The 18,999-nt window shown below is 68.4% G+C and carries 24 protein-coding genes, 1 tRNA gene and 1 pseudogene; 16 read left to right on the top strand and 10 right to left on the bottom strand.

Annotated elements, in window-relative coordinates; translation table 11 throughout:
- Nucleotides 1–42 precede the first annotated feature (42 nt).
- Nucleotides 43–279, top strand: a complete 237-nt coding sequence (locus JHE00_RS09380; RefSeq protein WP_200317016.1) for a CsbD family protein — start codon at nucleotides 43–45, stop codon at nucleotides 277–279.
- Between the two features lie 55 nt (nucleotides 280–334).
- Here the strand turns inward: JHE00_RS09380 and JHE00_RS09385 are convergent, their stop codons facing one another.
- The 7 genes and pseudogenes from JHE00_RS09385 to JHE00_RS09410 all read right to left on the bottom strand — a co-directional run bounded on the left by JHE00_RS09385 (nucleotide 335) and on the right by JHE00_RS09410 (nucleotide 4,901).
- The gene (locus JHE00_RS09385) at nucleotides 335–1,153 is read right to left on the bottom strand and encodes an SDR family oxidoreductase (RefSeq protein WP_200317018.1); all 819 of its coding nucleotides are present in this window, start codon (nucleotides 1,151–1,153) and stop codon (nucleotides 335–337) included.
- 32 nt (nucleotides 1,154–1,185) lie between these two features.
- The gene (locus JHE00_RS09390) at nucleotides 1,186–1,701 is read right to left on the bottom strand and encodes a GNAT family N-acetyltransferase (protein ID WP_200317020.1); all 516 of its coding nucleotides are present in this window, start codon (nucleotides 1,699–1,701) and stop codon (nucleotides 1,186–1,188) included.
- Nucleotides 1,702–1,741: 40 nt separating this feature from the next.
- A complete protein-coding gene (locus JHE00_RS09395) occupies nucleotides 1,742–2,137 on the bottom strand; it encodes a VOC family protein (protein ID WP_200317022.1) in 396 nt (131 codons plus the stop codon).
- Nucleotides 2,138–2,223: 86 nt separating this feature from the next.
- On the bottom strand, nucleotides 2,224–2,874 hold the full coding sequence (locus tag JHE00_RS09400) for a hypothetical protein (protein ID WP_200317024.1): 651 nt from the start codon (nucleotides 2,872–2,874) through the stop codon (nucleotides 2,224–2,226).
- Nucleotides 2,875–3,317: 443 nt separating this feature from the next.
- Nucleotides 3,318–3,671, bottom strand: coding sequence for a hypothetical protein (locus JHE00_RS35000; protein WP_230423179.1), 354 nt, complete (start codon nucleotides 3,669–3,671; stop codon nucleotides 3,318–3,320).
- A gap of 87 nt (nucleotides 3,672–3,758) precedes the next feature.
- A pseudogene (locus JHE00_RS36055) lies at nucleotides 3,759–4,106 on the bottom strand (glycosyltransferase); the annotation flags it as partial.
- A complete protein-coding gene (locus JHE00_RS09410) occupies nucleotides 4,107–4,901 on the bottom strand; it encodes a GntR family transcriptional regulator (RefSeq protein ID WP_200317028.1) in 795 nt (264 codons plus the stop codon).
- A 140-nt stretch (nucleotides 4,902–5,041) separates the two neighbouring features.
- On the opposite strand from JHE00_RS09410, the gene JHE00_RS09415 reads away from it, so the two are divergent.
- From JHE00_RS09415 to JHE00_RS09485, 15 genes are all read left to right on the top strand, one after another.
- Nucleotides 5,042–5,287: a hypothetical protein gene (locus JHE00_RS09415; protein WP_200317030.1), complete on the top strand. Its 246-nt coding sequence runs from the start codon at nucleotides 5,042–5,044 to the stop codon at nucleotides 5,285–5,287.
- On the top strand, nucleotides 5,287–5,481 hold the full coding sequence (locus JHE00_RS09420; protein WP_200317032.1) for a hypothetical protein: 195 nt from the start codon (nucleotides 5,287–5,289) through the stop codon (nucleotides 5,479–5,481). The genes JHE00_RS09415 and JHE00_RS09420 overlap by 1 nt, the downstream gene beginning before the upstream one ends.
- Nucleotides 5,482–5,585: 104 nt before the next feature.
- Nucleotides 5,586–6,029: a hypothetical protein gene (locus tag JHE00_RS09425; RefSeq protein ID WP_200317034.1), complete on the top strand. Its 444-nt coding sequence runs from the start codon at nucleotides 5,586–5,588 to the stop codon at nucleotides 6,027–6,029.
- Entirely contained in the window at nucleotides 6,026–6,451 is a 426-nt protein-coding gene (locus tag JHE00_RS09430) for an RRQRL motif-containing zinc-binding protein (RefSeq protein ID WP_200317036.1), read from the top strand. The genes JHE00_RS09425 and JHE00_RS09430 overlap by 4 nt, the downstream gene beginning before the upstream one ends.
- Entirely contained in the window at nucleotides 6,448–6,669 is a 222-nt protein-coding gene (locus JHE00_RS09435; RefSeq protein ID WP_200317038.1) for a hypothetical protein, read from the top strand. Before JHE00_RS09430 ends, JHE00_RS09435 begins: the two co-directional genes overlap by 4 nt.
- A complete protein-coding gene (locus JHE00_RS09440; RefSeq protein ID WP_200317040.1) occupies nucleotides 6,669–6,923 on the top strand; it encodes a hypothetical protein in 255 nt (84 codons plus the stop codon). Before JHE00_RS09435 ends, JHE00_RS09440 begins: the two co-directional genes overlap by 1 nt.
- Nucleotides 6,910–7,236, top strand: a complete 327-nt coding sequence (locus JHE00_RS09445) for a hypothetical protein (RefSeq protein ID WP_200317042.1) — start codon at nucleotides 6,910–6,912, stop codon at nucleotides 7,234–7,236. Before JHE00_RS09440 ends, JHE00_RS09445 begins: the two co-directional genes overlap by 14 nt.
- Nucleotides 7,233–8,378 (top strand): hypothetical protein, encoded by a 1,146-nt coding sequence (locus JHE00_RS09450; RefSeq protein ID WP_200317044.1) that lies wholly within the window; start codon nucleotides 7,233–7,235, stop codon nucleotides 8,376–8,378. The genes JHE00_RS09445 and JHE00_RS09450 overlap by 4 nt, the downstream gene beginning before the upstream one ends.
- The gene (locus JHE00_RS09455; protein ID WP_200317046.1) at nucleotides 8,375–10,585 is read left to right on the top strand and encodes an ATP-binding protein; all 2,211 of its coding nucleotides are present in this window, start codon (nucleotides 8,375–8,377) and stop codon (nucleotides 10,583–10,585) included. Before JHE00_RS09450 ends, JHE00_RS09455 begins: the two co-directional genes overlap by 4 nt.
- Nucleotides 10,586–10,872: 287 nt before the next feature.
- Entirely contained in the window at nucleotides 10,873–11,814 is a 942-nt protein-coding gene (locus tag JHE00_RS09460) for a bifunctional DNA primase/polymerase (RefSeq protein ID WP_200317047.1), read from the top strand.
- A complete protein-coding gene (locus JHE00_RS09465) occupies nucleotides 11,811–12,080 on the top strand; it encodes a hypothetical protein (RefSeq protein ID WP_200317049.1) in 270 nt (89 codons plus the stop codon). The genes JHE00_RS09460 and JHE00_RS09465 overlap by 4 nt, the downstream gene beginning before the upstream one ends.
- Nucleotides 12,077–13,129, top strand: coding sequence for an AAA family ATPase (locus tag JHE00_RS09470; protein WP_200317051.1), 1,053 nt, complete (start codon nucleotides 12,077–12,079; stop codon nucleotides 13,127–13,129). The genes JHE00_RS09465 and JHE00_RS09470 overlap by 4 nt, the downstream gene beginning before the upstream one ends.
- 62 nt (nucleotides 13,130–13,191) lie before the next feature.
- Entirely contained in the window at nucleotides 13,192–13,881 is a 690-nt protein-coding gene (locus JHE00_RS09475) for a DNA cytosine methyltransferase (RefSeq protein WP_200317053.1), read from the top strand.
- A gap of 123 nt (nucleotides 13,882–14,004) precedes the next feature.
- Complete coding sequence (locus JHE00_RS09480; RefSeq protein WP_200317055.1) at nucleotides 14,005–14,235, top strand: helix-turn-helix domain-containing protein; 231 nt, start codon at nucleotides 14,005–14,007, stop codon at nucleotides 14,233–14,235.
- Nucleotides 14,219–15,388: a tyrosine-type recombinase/integrase gene (locus JHE00_RS09485; protein WP_200317057.1), complete on the top strand. Its 1,170-nt coding sequence runs from the start codon at nucleotides 14,219–14,221 to the stop codon at nucleotides 15,386–15,388. The genes JHE00_RS09480 and JHE00_RS09485 overlap by 17 nt, the downstream gene beginning before the upstream one ends.
- Before the next feature lie 61 nt (nucleotides 15,389–15,449).
- Here the strand turns inward: JHE00_RS09485 and JHE00_RS09490 are convergent.
- From JHE00_RS09490 to gyrA, 3 genes are all read right to left on the bottom strand, one after another.
- Nucleotides 15,450–15,523, bottom strand: a tRNA-Ile gene (locus JHE00_RS09490).
- A gap of 50 nt (nucleotides 15,524–15,573) precedes the next feature.
- Complete coding sequence (locus JHE00_RS35825) at nucleotides 15,574–16,320, bottom strand: DUF3566 domain-containing protein (RefSeq protein WP_200317059.1); 747 nt, start codon at nucleotides 16,318–16,320, stop codon at nucleotides 15,574–15,576.
- A 33-nt stretch (nucleotides 16,321–16,353) separates the two neighbouring features.
- The gene (gene gyrA / locus JHE00_RS09500; RefSeq protein ID WP_230423180.1) at nucleotides 16,354–18,966 is read right to left on the bottom strand and encodes a DNA gyrase subunit A; all 2,613 of its coding nucleotides are present in this window, start codon (nucleotides 18,964–18,966) and stop codon (nucleotides 16,354–16,356) included.
- Nucleotides 18,967–18,999 lie beyond the last annotated feature (33 nt).

Consider the following 18,999-nt stretch of genomic DNA (forward strand, 5'->3'; position numbering starts at 1 on the left):
TCGGACTTTGACGCCACTAACGGCCATGAGGAGGGACCCCACATGGGTGACAGGGACGAGAAGCAGGAAGGCCTCAAGGGCGCCGTCGAAGACATCAAGGGCCGCGTGAAGGAAAGCGCGGGTGCGCTCTTCGGCAACGACTCGATGCAGCGCGAAGGTAGCGCGCAGCAGGACAAGGCGAAGGCTCAGCAGGAAATCGCCGAGCACGAGCAGCGCGCCAAGCAGGCCGAGCGCGACGCCGCCGAAGCCGAGCGCCGGGAGCAGGGCCACCAGTCGTAGTACGTGCTGCCGGATCAGGGGTTGTTCCACGTGGAACAGCCCCTGATCTTTGTTGTCAGGCCCCCCGAGGGCGCCAGCGGCCGAAGCCGCCCTCGGTGTTGAGGATCTGCCCCGTGATCCACCGCGCCTCGTCGGTGACGAGCCAGGCGATGAGCCGCGCCGGATCGTCGGGCTCGCCGTAGCGGCCGAACGGGAACATCGGCTCCACCGTCCGCCACATCCGATCGGTGAGGTACCCGGTGTCGACCGGGCCGGGATTGACGGTGTTGAGCCGAATCCCGTGGTCCGCCAGCTGATCGGCCAACGTCATCGTGATCCCGTGCAGCGCCGCCTTCGCCGCGCCGTACGCGACCTCTCCCGGCAGCGGCCCGAGCGCCTGGCCGGATGTCAGGAACACCGCGGCGCCACCCGGCCTGTCCCCGTGCTGGTTCGCGAACGCCTGCAGCAGCAGGATGCAGGACCGGGCATCGACGGCCCAGTGCCGGTCCAGCTCGTCTTCGGTCAGCTCGCCGAGCGGCCCGTCGTGCCCGGTCAGCGCGTGGTTGCAGACCAGCACGTCGACGTGGCCGAACTCCCGGACCGCGCCGTCGAGCACCGCCTGCGCCGCCCCCTTCGCGGCGAGGTCGGCATGCATGTCGGCCAACCGAGCATCGGCATGCAGGTGCGAACGCACGCCCTGCCGTACCGCGTCGAGATCGTCGGCGCCCCACTCCTGCTCGCGGTCGTGCGGCGCGAAGTGGTGCAGGAAGACACTGGCACCGTAGGCGGCCAGCCTGCACGCGATGGCGTAGCCGATGCCGCCGCGGCGGCTCACCCCCGTCACCACGGCCACCCGCCCGGCCAGCGGATACGACTCTCTGCCCTGCTCGACCATCGGCCCACGATCACATCGCAGCCGTGGCGCACTCAACCGATTTCGTCGAGCGCGCCGGCGTAGCGAACCTCCGTCAGCGGCGGGCCTCCGGCGATGGTGTCCATCTTGGTGGCACCGTCGGCCCGCCACCCGGCCTTCTCGTAGAACCGGCGGGCCCGAGCGTTGGAGTTCAGCACCCAGAGCGTCGCCGTCCGATTCCCGGCACTCCGCAGCAGCGCGAGGGCGTCGTCGTGCAACATCCGTCCGAACCCACGCCCCCAGGCGGCTGGATCGAGGTAGAGGCTCATGAGCTCGCCGGTGTCGGGCCGTGCGTCAGCGTCGCGCGAAGGCCCGGCACAGGCGAAGCCCACCACGGAGCCGCCGTCCACCAGGACCAGCACGTTGGCCCTCAGCTCGTCCCCGACCAGCAGCTCACGCCACCGGTCCTGCCGCTGGGTGATCGAAAGGCCCTGCAGCGGCAACCCGGCGTAGGCCGAGCGCCACGAGTTGACGTGCACCCGCCCGATGGCCCCCGCGTCGGCGGGCCCGGCGGGACGAGTGCGTGGCATTGGTCCAGTCTGGCATCGGTCGATTGACCGAGGTGCCCGCTCACGCGCTGGTGGCGACCTTCCACAGGTAACCGTCGGGATCACCGAAGTAGCCGAAGTAGCCACCCCACCCGGCGGCGGCCGCCTCCTTGACCACGGAGCCACCCGCGGCAACCGCGGCGCGCATCACCTCGTCCACCGCCTCGCGCGAATCGGTGATGAGGTGGAACGACGACCCGCGGAACCCGGAGCCCTCGGCAGAGACGCCGGCGTCCTGAGCCGCGCCGTCCCAATCGCAGAGTGCGAGCGACGACGATCCCTCGCCGAGGCTGCACCTGACGAACCCCGGGTAGTCCTGCTCGACCTCGCAACCGAGGCCCTCGACGTAGAACTTCTTGGCGCGCTCAACGTCCTTCACACCCAGCATGATGGTGCTGACCTGCAATTTCGTATCCATGACAGTCACGCTATGCCTGCACATGAGGGGTCGGCTTCTCGATTCCTGACCGGTCACCGGCGCGGCGAACAACCCCGGAGCTCCGCTCAGCCGGAGACGCTGACCACCGCGGCCCAGGTGATGCCGACGATGACGATGTAGAGGCACGCGCCGGTGATGACGCCGGCCCGGAGTGCGCCAACACGACGGCGACGGAGGCCGAATCCGATGAGCGAGGCGGTGATGGCAAGCGCCCACGCGATCCAGGGCATGGCGAACGCGACCTGCGGCCCCTTCGCGTCGCACAGCCAGCCGGTCGCACCGCGATTGCAGGAGTCACTGGCCAGGGTGAACATCAAGCCGAACAGAAACGACGCACCGATGCCGGCGAGGGTGAGCAGGGAGAAGGAGACCCAGAATCCCACCAGTTCCGACCTGGAATTCGCCTTGCTGACGCTGTTCGCGTCGTCCGGCGGATGGTACGGCGACACGCCTGGATACGGATTCGACATCAGGGACCCCCAGTCCAGCCGACCGGCCGGCGTCAAACAAAAACCCCGGTTGCGCTGTCTTTTGATCAGCGTAACCGGGGTGGCTGTGGGCCCAGGAGGACTTGAACCTCCGACCTCTTCGTTATCAGCTCTGATCTTGGTGTTCTCAACCTCGGCATATAGCCCTTGAACTGGGGTTTCCTTCTCTGGACGTCCGCTGGTGTCCCTGGCCACACTGCCCCTGTTGCCGCCCAGTTTGTCGCCCACTTAGCGACCTCCTGTGCAAGACGGCTGAAACACTGGGGGCAGCGGAGTGTTCCAGCCTCTTCGTCGTTACTGGTGTGACATAGAAAGAGAGTGGGGAGTGACAGCGACACCAGGGTGTCACTCCCCTGTCACTCACGTTTTCGCAGGTCAACCGCCAAAGAGTGACAGAGTGACAGGTGTGACAGTTGCGAGATGTCCGCGCTGTCACTCGAACATCGGAGACGGATCGTCACCCGGTGCCTGAGTCGCGCGGAAACGGGCCCTCAGCCGCCCTGTGAGCCGGTGGGCCTTCCCGCCACACCAGCCCTGGCGTGTTCGATCGTCTGCGGGCTTCTCAGGGCGCAAAATTCGGGCCGTTGGACGCGCTGAGACGGCCCACGGCGCAAGCCCTCACCGAGTGGCCGCCTCAGCCGCAGACGGGGTTGCAGCCCGCGCGTGGGCCGCTAACAGGGTGAGTCGTCCTCGTACCAGGCGTCGCCGATGCCATCTGCCACGCTTGGCAGGTTCACCAGCGCCTCAGCGCGCGACTGAATGAGCCGCATTCGGGTCTCCCACTCGGAGGCTTCGGAGTGGGAGGAATCCGCTGTGAGCTGCCCCGGCCATTTCCGGTAGAGCAGGCCAACTTCGGGCGAGAAGTACCCAACGCTGATGACGCTCGCGGCGACGAGTAGGCCCGTGTCTTCGGATGCCGGAAGCGCCATCCAACCGCCGAGTGCAAGAAGCAAGTTCCGCCGAATGCAGATTGTGGTGGGGTGAACCGGCAGGCGATAGTTTCGCGCTTTCCAGGTCTCGAACACGGCGCCGGGTTCGAGACGACCAGCGGGTGGATCGCCGTCGAAATCGAGCGTAGACCCGTCCGGCAGTAAATCGAGAACCCGTGAAGTTATCCATTGGACCACGGGGTAGGTACAAAGTGTTTCGACATCTCTCTTTAGAACATCGGGTGCCAATATGTCGTCAGAATCAAGATTCTTGACGAATACCCCTAGCGCTCGACCCACTGCGAGGTTACGAGTAGCCGCAACACCGGACCGGCGCCCGGAGGAGAATCTTATTCGGGAGTCGTCAAGCGGAAGAATATCCCTGACGTACCCAGATTCTCCGTCTTCCTGCAGGACCCACTCCCACTCCCACCCTTGAGGCATACGTTGCGAAAGCAGGGACTCGTATGCTTGCCGGAGGTGATCCGGAACCGGATTGTAAGTCGCTGTCACAACTGAGAGTAGCGGCATCTAATCCCCCCAGTTTTTCAGATGCGTGGTGTAAACGGCGACGGTTCGATCCCCAGGCAGGATGACATCGGAGACTTCGACAACGTCACCATTTGTGTCTATCGAGAACTTGCGCAACGCCATCACGGAAGTGCCCGCACCGATCTCTAATTGCTCCGCCTCGAATACGGTGGGAGGACGCGCAACAACTTCTTCGATCACCCTATCGACTTCAATACCGATCGTTGAAAGCTGATGCTGCGTCCCGCCGGGCCAAGGTTCGTTCTCGTCGGATAGAAGCGCGGGATTTGCGGAAGCCTTGTCGAATACGAGATATGAATCAATGAGGCTGAGCGGGGCATCTTCGGCGCGCAAGCGAGTTCGGTAGCTGCGATGAAGAAGTTTCGTTCCGGGAGCGACGTTGAATGCCTGACCTAGGCTCTCACTCGCGGAAACAGTCGAGTACTTGGCGAAAAACTCTAGTTCCTGTACGTCCACCCCGGTGTCGTGTTCCGTTGTGCCGGAATTGCGCCGTTCATCCTCACCCAGCCTTACCCGGTCCTTCTCCCACTGGTACCGGTCAGTCGTTCGGCGAACCTTCCGCCTCGGTTTCCGGACGAAGGTCCCTCGGCCGTGCTGGCGCTCGACCAGCCCCTCGGCTTCGAGCACGCCTACGGCCTGTCGGATCGTCGGCGGACTCACCTTGTACTGCTCGGTAAGGCGCGCCTCGGTCGGGATGCGCTCCCCCGGCGAGTACTCGCGACTCTCGATGCGCTGGCGAAGATCGTCCGCTACTCGCTCGTACTGCTTGGCCATCCTGAACGTCCCCGTTCCTGGTCGTAGGGCGATTCGATCGTAACTCCTCAAGACCTCTTGACAACCTCGCCGCCCGTCCGGCAAGGTCTCAACCACAAGTCCTAATGAGGACTTGAGGACATGAGGACAACGTATAGCGAATGGAGAACATCCCGATGAACAGCAACCACTACCCGGACGGGCTGACCGAGGCCGCGATTGATGCGCTCATCCAGGAGGTCTACGGGGAGCTCGAGAACGAGGAGCAGGTCGTGACAACCCGCCTTGCCCACTCGTTCACGGATGCTCGCCGGGCTCGCCGGGCAGAGCGCCGCGCCGGTCGCGAAGTACTGCGCTTGATCCCTACTCGCGTCGAGGGCGACCTCGGCGGAGAGGTGGCGGCCTGATGGGCAAGAGGGACCAGGAGCTGGTGCACATCACGGCGAAGAAGTCGTGGTGGTCGGGCCAAATCTGGGCGCTGTGCGGGGCCACGCAGACGGCGGGCAACTACCAGACCGACACGTGGCGCTTGTTCGGCCTGCCGGGCGCGAAGTGCCCGGCTTGCGAGCAGGTCAAGAGGAACGGGGGTAAGCGGCGATGACCACGCGAATCACCGTTCAGAAGCCCGGCCCGGCGTCTTCCGCCAAGAACGCCGCCGGACCGGGTGTCCCCAACCAGCCAGCAACGGACTCGAAGGGAAATCCCATGGTAGACACCACCACCCGCTACTCCGAACTACTGCGGGAGAGCATCCGCCGTTTCGGCCAGGACCCGAAGCAGGCGTACGGCTTACTGTCCTCGGCCCTGAGTGCCTACCTCGACGGCAAGCGCTCGCCGGGCTACCTGCACATGGTGCTCACCGAGCTGGACACGGCATCGGCCGAGTCCGACGTCGTCACCTACACCCCGCAGGCGCTCAACAAGCTGATTGATTCGGTGTGCTCGCGGGAGGTCGCCGGGAGGCTCCGGGGGCACGCCCTGTGGCACCGCGACCAGGCCGCCGCCCTGCGCGCCCGAGTCCTCGAGTTCGGCGTGTGGCAGATGGATGACCCGATGCGCGTGCAGATGGACTCCCACAACGCGGAGGCCGACCGCCTGGACGCGATGGCCACGCAGGAACTCGCCCGCATCGGGGGTGAGGACCGGTGAACCCCCGCAACCGCAAGCAGCGACCGGTCACCGTGTTCGACGGCCACACGCATCACGTGGCGCTGTGCCGGGGGTTCCGGGACGGGCTGCCGATGTTCGGGTGGGGCGAGGGACCTTCGACCCTGCTCACCGAGTCCCAGCTCAGCAGTGTGGGGTTGCGCCGCAACGGGCAGGACCCGGTGGCGTTGCTGGTGTTTCGCCACCACAAGCCCTACCGGCGCGAGGAGACCACCGAGCTGTTCTCGGTGGAGCGGGCCGCCCCCAAGCGCGGCACCCTCGCCCAGCGCCGCGCCAAGGTCCAGGAAGCCCTGCGGGTCCGCAGGATCTGTGTCGAGTGCAGGCAGGACGTGGGCTACTACGTGCCCACCTCGACCCGCGTGTGCTGGCAGTGCGAGTCCGGCACCTGGGAGGTGGCCGCGTGATGGGCATCCGCGAGAAGTTCGAGCGGTTCAAGCAGGACTGGGCCGCCTCCAGCGAAGCCCTGGAAGCCAACCTGGCGGCCGGTGCCCGTCGACGGGCTCGCGAGCAGGAAGCCCGCCGCGCGGCGGGCGGGTGCGGCACCGACAACTGCCCGCGTTCGGCGGAGCGGGATGGCTACTGCCGTCCCTGCTGGTCGGCGATCTTCGGAGGTGGCGCGTGATGTCCATCTTCGACGTGCTGAGTCGCTTTGGGACGGTCGCCTTGCTGCGGTTCGTGGGCGCGGTGCTGCTGTTCCTGGTCCTGCACCTGCTGCGGATCCCGTTCGTGCTGCTGGTCCGGGTGCTGGAGGGCGTGTTGCGCCGCATCGACGGCTACGCCATCCGGCAGGCCAGCCGCCCGCCGAAGGGTCCGATCAACGACTTCTTCCACCACACCACCAACTCTCGTGAGGGGGAGCCCCATGTCTACGCGTGAACTCGACGTCCACACCGGTGAGCCGCGGACCCGTACCGCGGTCGCGTCGGAGTGGGTCGTGTGGCACTTCGGGGAGCTGTCCGGGGTGATCGGCCCCGGCGTGCTCGCCGCCACGGTCAGCGGCTGGTTCGGCCTCGCCTCCGGCCTGGTCGCCGCCGGGTGGGCGGTCAAGGAGACGCGGTTCCGCCGCGAACAGCAGCAGATCCGCGACCAGCGCACCCTGCCCGCCGCCGAGCAGGACACCGAGGGCGAGACCGCCGAGGACGCCGGAACGGGCCGTGAGGGCCAGCAGGACAAGGGGGTGAGCGCATGAGCAGGGCAGAGCAGCGCCGCGCGGACCGGATGGTGGCCGCCGAGCAGTCCCGTTTGGACGCCGACGCCGCGAGCGCACGCCGGATCCGGGAGCGGGAGTCGCTGGCCGAGCAGTCCCGCCGCGATGAGCAGCTCCGCGCTGAGCAGCGGCAGGGCGAGCAGGCCGAGCGGCGTGCCCGGCGCGATGCCAAGCGCGCCAAGCTCCGGGCGTGGGCGGCGGCGAACACGGTGGATCTGCTGATCTACCCGGCGGTGCTGATCGCGTTCGCGATGGCCGGGCCGTCGATGGCCATCTACGGGGCCGAGGTCTACGGCTCCGCCCTGGGCTGGCTGCTGCCCGGGATCAGTGAGCTGTTGATGCTGGCCTTCGCGGTGGCCGTGCTCATCGCCCGCCGGCAGGACGCGGCCCGGCCGGTGGGGATGCTCCAGGCCGGGGTGTGGGTCTTCGCCGCGCTCTCGGCGGGGCTGAACCTGTTGCACGGCCTGGACAAGGGCTGGTCCGCGGGGATCGTGATGGCGATCGTGGCCGTGTCCGGGATCGTGGCCCACCAGCTCACCCTGGCCACCCCACCCCGCCCGGCCGCCGAGCGGGCCGCCGCCCGGATCGCCCGCCGGGAAGCCCGCAAGGTCGCTCGGGTCCGCCGGGCTGCGGTGCGTCATGCGGTCGCCGAGATCGCCGAGGACGGCACGGCGCGGCTGGTCTACACCCCCGGCCGCTACGTGCTCACCGGCCGTCGTGGTCGCCGGCTGGAAGCGGCGATCGTGCCCGGCTCGGCCGTCGAGTCGGACCCGATCGAGCTGCCCGACTGGGACACCGCGTTGGCCGATCTGATCGCCGATGCGGATTCGGCCGGCACGCCTGAACCCAGCACGGGCGGCGACGAGTCGGCCCTGTCGGGTGGGCCGTCGATCGGCACCCTCGACCGCGACGGTGACCAGCAAAAATCGAGCCCCGATCGAGCCCGGATCGGCGGCCGCGTCGGCCGCTCGATCGAGCAGCTTCGCGCCGAGTTGGCGTCGGCGATCGAGGCCGACCCGACCGAGGTCGATCCCACCTCCGCCGAGTCCATCCGTAAGGCCCTGCGCTGCTCGCCCCGGCGGGCACGCCAGCTCCGTGACGAACACCTGGGAGGCTCGAAGTGACCACCGACGACACGACGCCCCAGTCCGCCGAGGCAGGCGAGGAGTTGGCGCGGGTGCACTACCTGCGCCCCGAAGGCCAGGACATGCCCGCCGTCTCCGACGCCGAGGTGGTGGAGGGTGAGCTGATCTCCGACGAGGAGTACCGCTACCGCACCAGCCAGAAGGCGCAGGCGATCGCCCGCTACAAGGGCTACGCCCACGACGCCGTGGTCGTCGGCCGCGCTGTGAAGACCGTGGCGACCCACCAGCACACGAAAACCGCTGGTAAGGCGGTGATCTCGGCGGGGCTGACCACGGTTCAGGGGGTGGAGTCCTGGGGCAAGCGCGCCTGGGACGCCTCGACGATGGGCGTCTACCGACGTCAGATCAAGGCCGCCGAGGCCAGCGGCGACCGGGAGGCGCTGGCCGACTGGACCGAGCGCCGGGAGCAGGCCGTGGAGCGCCGCCACAAGCGGATGCTGGACCTGCCCGGCCTGGCCTGGGGCACCGCGAAAGTCCTGGTCGGCAGCCTGGCCGGGTGTGTGGCGCTGGTCCTGCTGGTGGGCCTGTTCGTGCAGTTCTCCGGCACCGGCGCGTTCATCGACGTCGTCACGGGTGTGCTCTCGGCGATCCGGTGGGTGTTCACCGCGATCGCGATCGCCTGGACGCCGTTTCTGATGGCGCTCCCGGCGTTCGTGCTGCTCGCCGCCTACCGGGAGGGCCGCAAGCGCGGGCAGGCCCCGGCCTGGCTGGCCACGGCCAGGGAGGCTGACGCGGACATGGCGATCGATGAGACCACGATCGCCAAGGCGCTGGAGGCACTGCGGATTCCGCAGATCTCCGCCTACCTCAAGCAGGGCCTGCCCTTGCAGTTCCTCACCCCGGCCCGCATCGACGGGCGCGGCACCCACGCGGTGATCCGGCTCCCCGCCGGGGTGACCGCCGAGAAGATCGCCCGCCGCCGCGCCGACTTCGCCACCGGCCTGCACCGGCTGGCCAAGGAGGTGTGGCCGACCACCGGCGCCGAGGCCGGAATCCTCGACGTGTGGGTAGCCGACAAGGGCGCCCTGGCCGAGGGTGCCGGGGAGTATCCGCTGCTCAGTGAGGGCGCGGTGGACGTGTTCAAGGGAGTGCCGTTTGGCAAGACCCTGCGCGGCACGCCGCTGCTGGCACCGCTGATGGAGCGCAACACCATCACCGGCGGCATGCCCGGCCAGGGCAAGTCCAGTGCGGCGCGGGTCCTGATGGCCGGGGCCGCGCTCGATCCCACCGCTGAGCTGCGGATTTACGTCCCGGACGCCAACTTTGACTTCGAGGCGTTCAAGCCGCGGTGCTCCCGCTACATCATGGGCGCCGAGGACGAGCGCATCGCCGAGATCTTGGCCGACCTCACGGACCTGCACGCCGAGGTGCAGCGGCGGGGTGAGCTGCTGATCCGCTACGAGATTCCGTCCGTGACCCGCGAGCTGGCCAGCAAGAACGTCGGGCTGCACCCGCTGTTCGTCCTGCTCGAAGAGGCACACGTGGCGATCCAGCACCCGAAGTACGGGGGCGAGATCGCCAAGCTGCTGGTGGACATCGTGCGGTTGGGTCGCAAGCGCGGCATTCACGTGCTGGTCTCGACGCAGGCGCCCACGAAGGACTCCATGCCCCGCGATGTGACCCGTAACTGCTCCAACGGCATCGCCTTCGCCGTGGGCGATCACGTCGCCAATGACGCCCTGCTGGGGCAGGGCGCCTACGCGGCCGGGCACCGCGCCACCGAGCTGATCCCCGGCACGGACAAGGGCACCGCCGTGGTCAAGGGCTTCACCGGGGAGCGCTCCGACATCGTGCAGGTCTACTTCCTCGACGTGGCCAAGGACCACGACCAGATCACCCCGATCATCGAACGCGCCCTGCGGCTGATCGAGGAACGCGGCGCGGTGCCCGGCGCCGACCGGCCGGTCCCGGAGATCGAGACCCGTGACCTGCTGGAAGACCTGGACGCGGTGCTGGGCAAGCAGCCCGTCAACGCTGCCGACGTCCCGGCGCTGCTGGCCCAGTACGCCCCCGACTGGACCCCCTACCAGGGCCTCAGCGGCAAGGCGCTGCGCGAGCTGCTGGCCGCCGAGCACGGGATCAAGGTGCCCTCCACGGGCAACCGGTACCCCGTCGATCCGGTCACCGTGCGTGAAGTCCTCACCAGCCGTGCCACGGCCGACCTGGACGAGGACGAGACCACGTGAACACGCCGCGAGTTAGGTCGGGCCGCCCCGCGCGACCACCCCGAAATCCGGGGTCTCGACGGCCCGCAGCGGCCCGGCCTAACTCGGCTAACTACCTAACTTCGCGCAGATCAGCAGGCCAGGCGGGGTAGCTAACCCGCCGAGTTAGAAACCTAACTCGGATCCGGCGAGCTAACTGCCCGAGCTAACTCCACACCAGCCGCCCGCACGGCACCCGCACCGGGACGCCGTGACGGCACCCCCATGCCGAAAACAGGCACACAGCGTGACCGATGGAAGGGTCTTCGATGGACACCCGCACCCAGCTCACCCGCGCCGCACTGGCCGCCGCCGAGCGCGGTTGGTACGTCTTCCCGCTCGCCCCGCGCGGCAAGCGCCCGGCCCTGCACGGCACCGACCGCTGTCCCCGCACCGGGCAGTGCGCCGAGGCCCACGCCGGGTGGGAGCAGCGCGCTACCACCGACCCGGCCCGCATCCGTGCGGCCTGGTCGGCGGGGTCGTTCAACATCGGGGTGGCGACCGGCCCGTCCGGACTGTGCGTCCTCGACCTCGACACCACCAAGCCCGGCGAGGAGACGCCTGCGCGGTGGGCCGCCGAGGGTGCGCGCGGCGGTGAGGATGTACTGGCGATCGTCGCCGAGCGGGCCGGGCACGAGCTGCCCGCCGACACGCTCACTGTGGCCACCCCGTCCGGTGGGCTGCACCTGTACTTCACCGGCCCGGCCGGGGTGGAGCTGCGCAACACCAGTGGCGACACCGGGCGGGGGCTGGGGTGGAAGGTCGACACCCGCGCCTGGGGTGGCTACGTCGTCGCCCCCGGATCGCTCACCCCCACTGGGGCCTACCGCTACGTCCACGACGGCACTGTGGCCGCGCTGCCCGCGTGGCTGGCCGAGCGGCTGGCGCCAGCACCGCCGCCCCCGGCGCCGGTGCTGCCGATCCGCCCGGCGACCAACCGCCGCTCCCGCTACCTGGAGGCCGCGCTGCGGGAGGAGTGCCGCCGGGTGGCCGAGGCCGACAGCAACCGCAACGCCACCCTCTACGGCGCCGCGCTCGCCCTCGGTCAGCTCGTCGCGGGCAAGGCGCTCACCGAGGCCGAGGTGCGGGCGGCGCTGCGCGCCGCGTGCGGGCGGCATCTCGGCTCCCGTCAGTTCTCCGAGCGGGAGGCCGAGCGCACGATCAGCTCCGGTCTGCGGGCCGGGGCGAACCGGCCGAGGCAGGTCGCATGAACAGGACGTTCAAGCCGACGCCGATCGTGGCCCACCTGGTCGAGGTCGAGCACGCCGACGACGAGGCCGCCCAGGTCGCCGGGCGTGCGATCGCCGAGGCCTGGAACGACCGCGAGTTCTGGTGGAGCGCCACCGCGACCCCGCTGGCCAAGTGCGCCCTGGACTCGCCCGCCATGACCGACGACGTGCCCGCGGTGCTGGATCGCCTGATCCGCCACTGCGGGACCTACGTCCACAACATCGCTGAATGGGAGCCCGCACCATGACTTCCGCCCGCGCTCTCTCGGCCGTGCCGGAGCCCCCGGCCCGCCGGACCCGGTGGACCGACGCCGAGCTGATGGCCGTCGACTTCCCCGAGCCCCGATGGGCCGTGCCCGGCCTGCTCTGCGAAGGACTCAACCTGCTGGCCGGGGCTCCCAAGCTCGGCAAGTCCTGGCTGAGCTTGGGCCTCGGTGCCGCGATCGCCAACGGCGACCCGGCGCTCAACGCGATCGAGGTCGAGCGCGGGCCGGTCCTGTACTGCGCGCTGGAGGACACCGGACGCCGGTTGCAGCGCCGTCGTCGGCAGATGATCGCCGCCGGGGGCCGGGCCGCGCCGCTGCTCACCCTGGAAACCGCCTGCCCCACGATGAGCATGGGCGGTGAGCAGGTCATCACCGAATGGCTGGAGGAGAACCCGCACGCCCGCCTGGTCATCATCGACACCTTCGCCAAGATGCGCGGCGCCGACCCGCACGGCATGACCCAGTACGCCGCCGACTACGCCGCCGCCTCCCGCTTCAAGGACCTCGCCGACCGCTACAGCGTGCCGTTCCTGCTCATCCACCACGTCCGCAAACAGGCCGCCGACGACTTCCAGTCGCTCGTCTCGGGCACCAACGGGCTGACCGGCGCGGTGGACGCCACGTTGGTGCTGGAGCGGGCACGCGGCCAGGCAGATGGGGTTTTGCACGTCACCGGCCGCGACGTCGAAGAAGCCGACTACGCCATGAGCTTCGACTCCCACGCCGGAGCCTGGACCAAACTCGACGGCCCCGCCGGGGACCACCTCATGCAGGACACCCGCGCCCTGATCATGCGCTTCCTGCGCGACTACCCCGACAGCAAGCCCGCGGCCATCGCCCACGCCCTGGAGATCAAGGCCGACACCGTGCGGCAGACCTGCAAACGCATGGCCGACAAAGGCCAACTCCGCGCCGCCCCCGGCGGCACCTACCGCCCGGCCGACGCGAGTGACAGCAGCAGTGACACCCCCGAACTGTCACACCTGTCACTCCGTCACTCCACCGACCCTGACCAGCAAGAACAGGAGTGACACCCGCTGTGACACCCACCCGCACCCGTCACACCCGGCCCACCCGACCGGAGAGGACCCGCATGGACGCGCACCCGCTCACCGCGCCCGACACCCGGCCCCGCCTGCTGGACCTGTGCTGTGGCGCCGGGGGCGCGAGCCTCGGCTACCACCAGGCCGGGTTCGCTGTCACCGGCGTGGACATCGCACCCCAGCCGAACTACCCCTTCACCTTCCACCAGGCCGACGCACTCGAGTTCCTCGCCGCCCACGGCCACGAATTCGACGCCATCCACATCTCGCCGCCCTGCCAGGCGTACAGCCCCCTCAACGCCTACAACCACAAGACCTACCCCGACTTCATCGGCGACGCCCGCGACCTCCTCATCCGCACCAACGTGCCGTGGGTGATCGAAAACGTCGTCCAAGCACCGCTACACCAGCCGATCGTGCTGTGCGGAGCGATGTTCGGCCTACAGCTCTACCGCCACCGCGGCTTCGAGACCTCGCGACCCATCACGGCCCCCGCGCACCCCGAACACCTCCACCGGTGCGCCCGCAACGGCTACCTGCCCCAACCCGGGCAGTTCATGACCATCACCGGAGGTCGACATTCCCGCGCCTGGCAGGCAAAAGCCGCGCAAGTCATGGGCACCCCGTGGACCCGAACCATCCGCGAGGTCTGCGAAGCCATCCCGCCCGCCTACACCCGATACATCGGCACCACCCTCGCCACTCACCTCACCACCACAACCGCACCGGCCGCCGCCTGAAAGGAACACCCCGTGACACCCGCACCTGTCACTCCGTCACTCCACCAGCCCCCACCTGCAAAAACAGCAGTGACAGCACGAGTGACACCCCCACCACCTGTCACACCCGCCCAGGAGGAACGGATGGACACGACCACGCCCGCCGCAGTTCCCGCCAAGCACCTCTACCGGGTCACCGAGGCCATGCGGCTGCTGTCCATGAGCCGGTCCGTGATCTACGAGGAAATGCGCGGCGGCCGGTTGCGGTTCGTCAAGCGCGGCCGGTCGCGGCTCGTTCCCGCTGTCGCGATCGACAGCTACGTGCAGTTGCTCATCCACGAGACCGAGGAGGACATCTATGGCCGCGCGGCGTAGTCGGGGCGACGGCGGACTGTTCTGGGAGGAATCCAGACAGCGGTGGCGAGCCGAGACCACGCTCGGATACACGCCAGCAGGGAAACGCAAGACGCGGCGCGCCTATGCGAGGACGAAGACCGAGGCTCAGAGCAAGCTCCGCGAGATGCGGCGCGAACTCGAAGACGGCGTGATCGAAGACCGGTTCTACACCGTCGCCCACGCGGTGCAGGACTTCCTCGAATTCGGCTTGCCCAGGCGTAGCGCTGGCACAGTCGACAAGCTGAACGCTCTAGCCAGGAAGCACATCATTTCCGATCTCGGAGCCCGCAAGCTTCGAGAGCTGAGCGCCGAGGACATTGACCAGTGGCTCGCGGAGAAGGCGAAGGTCCTGTCGACGGGGTCAATCCGCGAGGTCTTGTCGCTATTGCGTCGGGCGATCGCACGGGCGCAGAAGCGCGAGAAGGTTAGGCGGAACGTGGTGCTGCTGTGCGACATTCCTGAAGGGAGGCCCGGGCGGCCGTCCAAGTCGCTGACGCTCGCACAAGCCGAGGCCGTGCTGAAAGCGGCCGAGGGCACGCCGATGCGGGCCTACATCGTCGTGTCGCTGCTCACCGGGGCGCGAACCGAGGAGATGCGTGCTCTCACCTGGTCGCACGTTGATCTGGTCGGCAAGCCAGACACGGGGAAGCCGGTGCCGGCGCACATGATGGTGTGGCGGTCCACCCGCGAGCATGGCGACACGAAGACCAAGAAGTCTCGCCGGTCGCTGGCACTCCCTCGGCGGTGCGTGGACGCCCTGCGCGCTCACGAGGGCAAGCAGGCGTATCTGCGCAGGCTGGCGGGCAATCGGTGGCAAGAGACTGGGCTGGTCTTCTCGTCGGCGGTGGGCACCGAGCTGGACGCGGCGAACGTCCGGCGTGGGTTCCGCAAGGTGGCTGACAAGGCGGGCTTGGTCGCGCAGGACTGGACGCCGCGCGAGCTGCGGCACAGCTTCGTGTCGCTGCTGTCAGACAGTGGGATGCCGATCGAACAGATCTCACGGCTGATGGGTCACAACGGCACCGCGGTAACGGAACTGGTCTACCGTCACCAGCTCCGGCCGGTGGTCGAGCACGGTGCCGAGGCGATGGATCGGATCTTCGCCGAGTCTGACGGCGATGAAGTGGCGTAGTCGCTCACTTAGTCGCACAAAGGCCGGTTCCCGCATTTGGGAACCGGCCTTTGACGTGCTGTGGGCCCAGGAGGACTTGAACCTCCGACCTCTTCGTTATCAGCGAAGCGCTCTAACCGCCTGAGCTATGGGCCCTGGGAACGGTCAAAAGCTTACAGGACCTTGGCAGGGCACCTCGCACGGGGTCACTCCCGCTCGGAGAGCGTCACCTCCAGGCCGCCGGCCAGGTCGGCCGAGACGTTGTAGATGAACGCGCTCACGGTGGCCAGTGCCGAGATCAGCACGATGTTGATCGCGCCGACGATCGCCGCGACACCGAACACTCGGCCCGCGCTGATGAGCGGGTCGCCCGCGCTCTCGGCGCTGTCGCCCTGCACCAGCGACGTGTACGTGCCGTTGATCTTGTCCCACACGCCCATGCCATCGAGCACCGTGTACAGCACGCCGACGGCGACGAGCCAGACGAAGAACAGCGCGACGCCGAGCACCAGCGAGAGCTTCAGCACCGACCACGGATCGAAGCGCTTGATCTGCAGGCTCGCCCTGCGCGGACCCCTGCCGGGCCTGCGCAGTGCGCTGACCGGCGTCGACCGGCCGCCCTTGCCTCCGCCGCCCTGGCCGCCCGCCTGCTGCTGCGCCCTGGCGTCGGCCTGCTGGGGTTGCTGCTGGCCGAACAGCCGGTTGGCGGCACTGCCCGCGACGACGGTCTCGGCGTTGCCGTTCGCCTCATAGCGGACCTGGGGCTGCTGCTGGGTCTCTTCGGCGGGCAGCTGGCCTGCGGACCAGCGGTCGCCGAAGCCTCCGTCACCCTCCTGACCGGCCGAACCACTGCCGGTTTCCTTGGCCACGCGCTGCCACGGCGGTGCGACGTCGCCACCCGCGTTGGTGTCGGTGCTGCCGCCGCGCCGTTCGGTGTTGTCAGGTGGTGTCACAAACGGTCAGTCCCTTGTCAGAATCCGCGCCTGCTACTGCTCTTGCGTCGTCTCGTTCGCCTCGTCGGTCCCGGCGTCGTCGACCTGGCCTACCTGGTCGACCTCGTCAACGTCGGCGGCCGCCGGCGCCTCGATGGCCTCGGGGGTCTCCGCGTCTTCGTCGCCGTTCTCCCCGTTGGGGACGTCCGAGGGTTTGTCCGCGTTGCGTGCGACGGCGAGCAGGGTGTTCCCCTCGCTGAGGTTGATCAAGCGGACCCCCTTCGTCTGCCGTCCGGCCTTGCGAACCTGTCCGGCGGGCGTGCGGATGACCCCACCGATCGAGGTGATCGCGTACAGCTCGTCGTCGGCATCGACGATGAGTGCCCCCACCAGCCTGCCACGTTTCCGGTCGTGCTGGATGGTGAGCACACCCTTGCCGCCGCGGCCCTGCACCGGGTAGTCCTCGATCGCCGTGCGCTTCGCGTACCCGCCGTCGGTCGCGACCAGCAGGAACGTGTCGTTCCTGACCACACTGATGCCGAGTAGCTCGTCGCCCTCGTTGAAGCGCATTCCGAGCACACCGGAGGTGGCCCTGCCCATCGGGCGCAGCGCCTCGTCGGTCGCATGGAACCGGATCGACTGGCCGTCGGACGACACCAGCAGCAGGTCGTCCTCGGCCGACGCGAGCACGGCACCGACCAGCTCGTCACCCTCCCGCAGGTTGATGCCGATCAGCCCGCCGGCGCGCGGCGAGTCGAAGTCGCTCAGCTTCGACTTCTTGACCAGGCCCTTCTGGGTCGCGAGCACGAGGTAGGGGGCCACCTCGTAGTTCGGGATCTCGATGACGCTGGCGATCTGCTCGTCCGGCTGGAACGCGAGCAGGTTCGCCACGTGCTGGCCACGCGCGTTGCGGTTGGCCTCGGGCAGGTCGTAGGCCTTGGCCCGGTAGACGCGCCCCTTGTTGGTGAAGAACAGGATCCAGTCGTGCGTCGAGCACACGAAGAAGTGCTGCACGATGTCGTCCTGCTTGAGCGTGGCTCCCTGCACGCCCTTGCCGCCGCGCTTCTGCGAGCGGTACAGGTCGGTCTTGGTCCGCTTGGCGTAGCCGGTGCGGGTGATGGTGACGACCACGTCCTCGACCGCGATCAGGTCCTCGACCGAGACCTCGCCGTCGAACGGGATGATCTGCGTGCGCCGGTCGTCGCCGTACTTGTCCACGATCTCGGCGAGCTCGTCGCGGATGATGGTGCGCTGCCGCTCGGGCCTGTCGAGGATGTCCTGCAGGTCGGCGATCTCCAGCTCGATCTTGGCGAGCTCGTCGACGATCTTCTGCCGTTCCAGGGCGGCGAGTCTGCGCAGCTGCATGTCGAGGATCGCCGTCGCCTGGGCTTCATCGACATCGAGCAGCTCGATCAGGCCCGTGCGCGCCTCGTCGACCGTCGGCGAGCGCCTGATCAGCGCGATCACGGCGTCGAGCTGGTCGAGCGCCTTGACCAGACCACGCAAAAGGTGGGCCCGCTCCTCGGCCTTGCGCAGCCGGAACCGGGTGCGCCGGACGATGACCTCGATCTGGTGCTTCACGTAGTGGCGGATGATCTGGTCGAGGCGCAGCGTGCGCGGCACGCCGTCGACCAGCGCCAGCATGTTGACACCGAAGTTGTACTGCAGCTGGGTGTGCTTGTAGAGGTTGTTCAGCACCACCTTGGCGACCGCGTCGCGCTTGAGCGTGATCACGATCCGCATGCCGCTGCGGCTGTTCGACTCGTCGGCGATGTCGGAGATGCCGGTGAGCTTCCCGTCGCGCACGAGCGCGGCGATGTTCTCCACCAGGTTGTCCGGGTTGACCTGGTAGGGCAGCTCGGTGACCACGAGGATCGTGCGGCCCTTGGCGTCCTCCTCGGCCTCCACCACCGCGCGCATACGCACGGAGCCACGGCCGGTGCGGTACGCGTCGGCGATGCCCGATGTGCCCAGGATGAGGCCCTTGGTCGGGAAGTCGGGGCCCTTGATGCGCTGCATCAGCGCGGCGAGCAGCTCGTCGTCGTCGGCCTCCGGATTCTCCAGCGCCCAGATGACGCCGGAGGAGACTTCACGCAGGTTGTGCGGCGGGATGTTGGTCGCCATCCCCACCGCGATGCCCGAACCACCGTTGACCAGCAGGTTCGGAATCCGGCTCGGCAGGACGTCCGGCTCCTGCGTGCGGCCGTCGTAGTTGTCCGAGAAGTCGACGGTGTCCTCGTCGATCTCCCGCAGCATCTCCATCGCGAGCGGATCCAGACGCGACTCCGTGTACCGCATGGCGGCAGCGGGGTCGTTGCCGGGAGAACCGAAGTTGCCCTGGCCGTCGATGAGCGGATAGCGCATCGACCAGTGCTGTGCCAACCGCACGAGCGCGTCGTAGATCGCCGAGTCACCGTGCGGGTGGTAGTTACCCATCACGTCACCGACGACGCGCGAGCACTTGTTGTACGAGCGCTCGGGGCGGAAGCCCGAGTCGTACATCGAGTACAGGACGCGGCGGTGCACCGGCTTGAGCCCGTCCCGCACGTCGGGCAGCGCACGCGACACGATCACACTCATCGCGTAGTCGATGTAGGAGCGCTGCATCTCCTGCTGGATGTCGACCGGTTCGACGCGGTCGTGATCCGGCGGCAAGGTTTCCGTCATAGGTCCTTCTCGGTTGGACAGTCCTGGCGTGGA

Origin of the sequence: Prauserella cavernicola, from assembly GCF_016595675.1 — a bacterium.
Lineage (GTDB): Bacteria > Actinomycetota > Actinomycetes > Mycobacteriales > Pseudonocardiaceae > Prauserella_A > Prauserella_A cavernicola.

Coding starts and splice junctions, on each gene's coding strand:
- JHE00_RS09475 (WP_200317053.1), top strand. CDS start 13,192: ATGGACGCGCACCCGCTCACCGCGCCCGACACCCGGCCCCGCCTGCTG.
- JHE00_RS09380 (WP_200317016.1), top strand. CDS start 43: ATGGGTGACAGGGACGAGAAGCAGGAAGGCCTCAAGGGCGCCGTCGAA.
- JHE00_RS09425 (WP_200317034.1), top strand. CDS start 5,586: ATGGTAGACACCACCACCCGCTACTCCGAACTACTGCGGGAGAGCATC.
- JHE00_RS09445 (WP_200317042.1), top strand. CDS start 6,910: ATGTCTACGCGTGAACTCGACGTCCACACCGGTGAGCCGCGGACCCGT.
- JHE00_RS09470 (WP_200317051.1), top strand. CDS start 12,077: ATGACTTCCGCCCGCGCTCTCTCGGCCGTGCCGGAGCCCCCGGCCCGC.
- JHE00_RS09410 (WP_200317028.1), bottom strand. CDS start 4,901: ATGGCCAAGCAGTACGAGCGAGTAGCGGACGATCTTCGCCAGCGCATC.
- JHE00_RS09440 (WP_200317040.1), top strand. CDS start 6,669: ATGTCCATCTTCGACGTGCTGAGTCGCTTTGGGACGGTCGCCTTGCTG.
- JHE00_RS09450 (WP_200317044.1), top strand. CDS start 7,233: ATGAGCAGGGCAGAGCAGCGCCGCGCGGACCGGATGGTGGCCGCCGAG.
- JHE00_RS09390 (WP_200317020.1), bottom strand. CDS start 1,701: ATGCCACGCACTCGTCCCGCCGGGCCCGCCGACGCGGGGGCCATCGGG.
- JHE00_RS09480 (WP_200317055.1), top strand. CDS start 14,005: ATGGACACGACCACGCCCGCCGCAGTTCCCGCCAAGCACCTCTACCGG.
- JHE00_RS09465 (WP_200317049.1), top strand. CDS start 11,811: ATGAACAGGACGTTCAAGCCGACGCCGATCGTGGCCCACCTGGTCGAG.
- JHE00_RS09415 (WP_200317030.1), top strand. CDS start 5,042: ATGGAGAACATCCCGATGAACAGCAACCACTACCCGGACGGGCTGACC.
- JHE00_RS09460 (WP_200317047.1), top strand. CDS start 10,873: ATGGACACCCGCACCCAGCTCACCCGCGCCGCACTGGCCGCCGCCGAG.
- JHE00_RS09395 (WP_200317022.1), bottom strand. CDS start 2,137: ATGGATACGAAATTGCAGGTCAGCACCATCATGCTGGGTGTGAAGGAC.
- gyrA (WP_230423180.1), bottom strand. CDS start 18,966: ATGACGGAAACCTTGCCGCCGGATCACGACCGCGTCGAACCGGTCGAC.
- JHE00_RS09485 (WP_200317057.1), top strand. CDS start 14,219: ATGGCCGCGCGGCGTAGTCGGGGCGACGGCGGACTGTTCTGGGAGGAA.
- JHE00_RS09385 (WP_200317018.1), bottom strand. CDS start 1,153: ATGGTCGAGCAGGGCAGAGAGTCGTATCCGCTGGCCGGGCGGGTGGCC.
- JHE00_RS09420 (WP_200317032.1), top strand. CDS start 5,287: ATGGGCAAGAGGGACCAGGAGCTGGTGCACATCACGGCGAAGAAGTCG.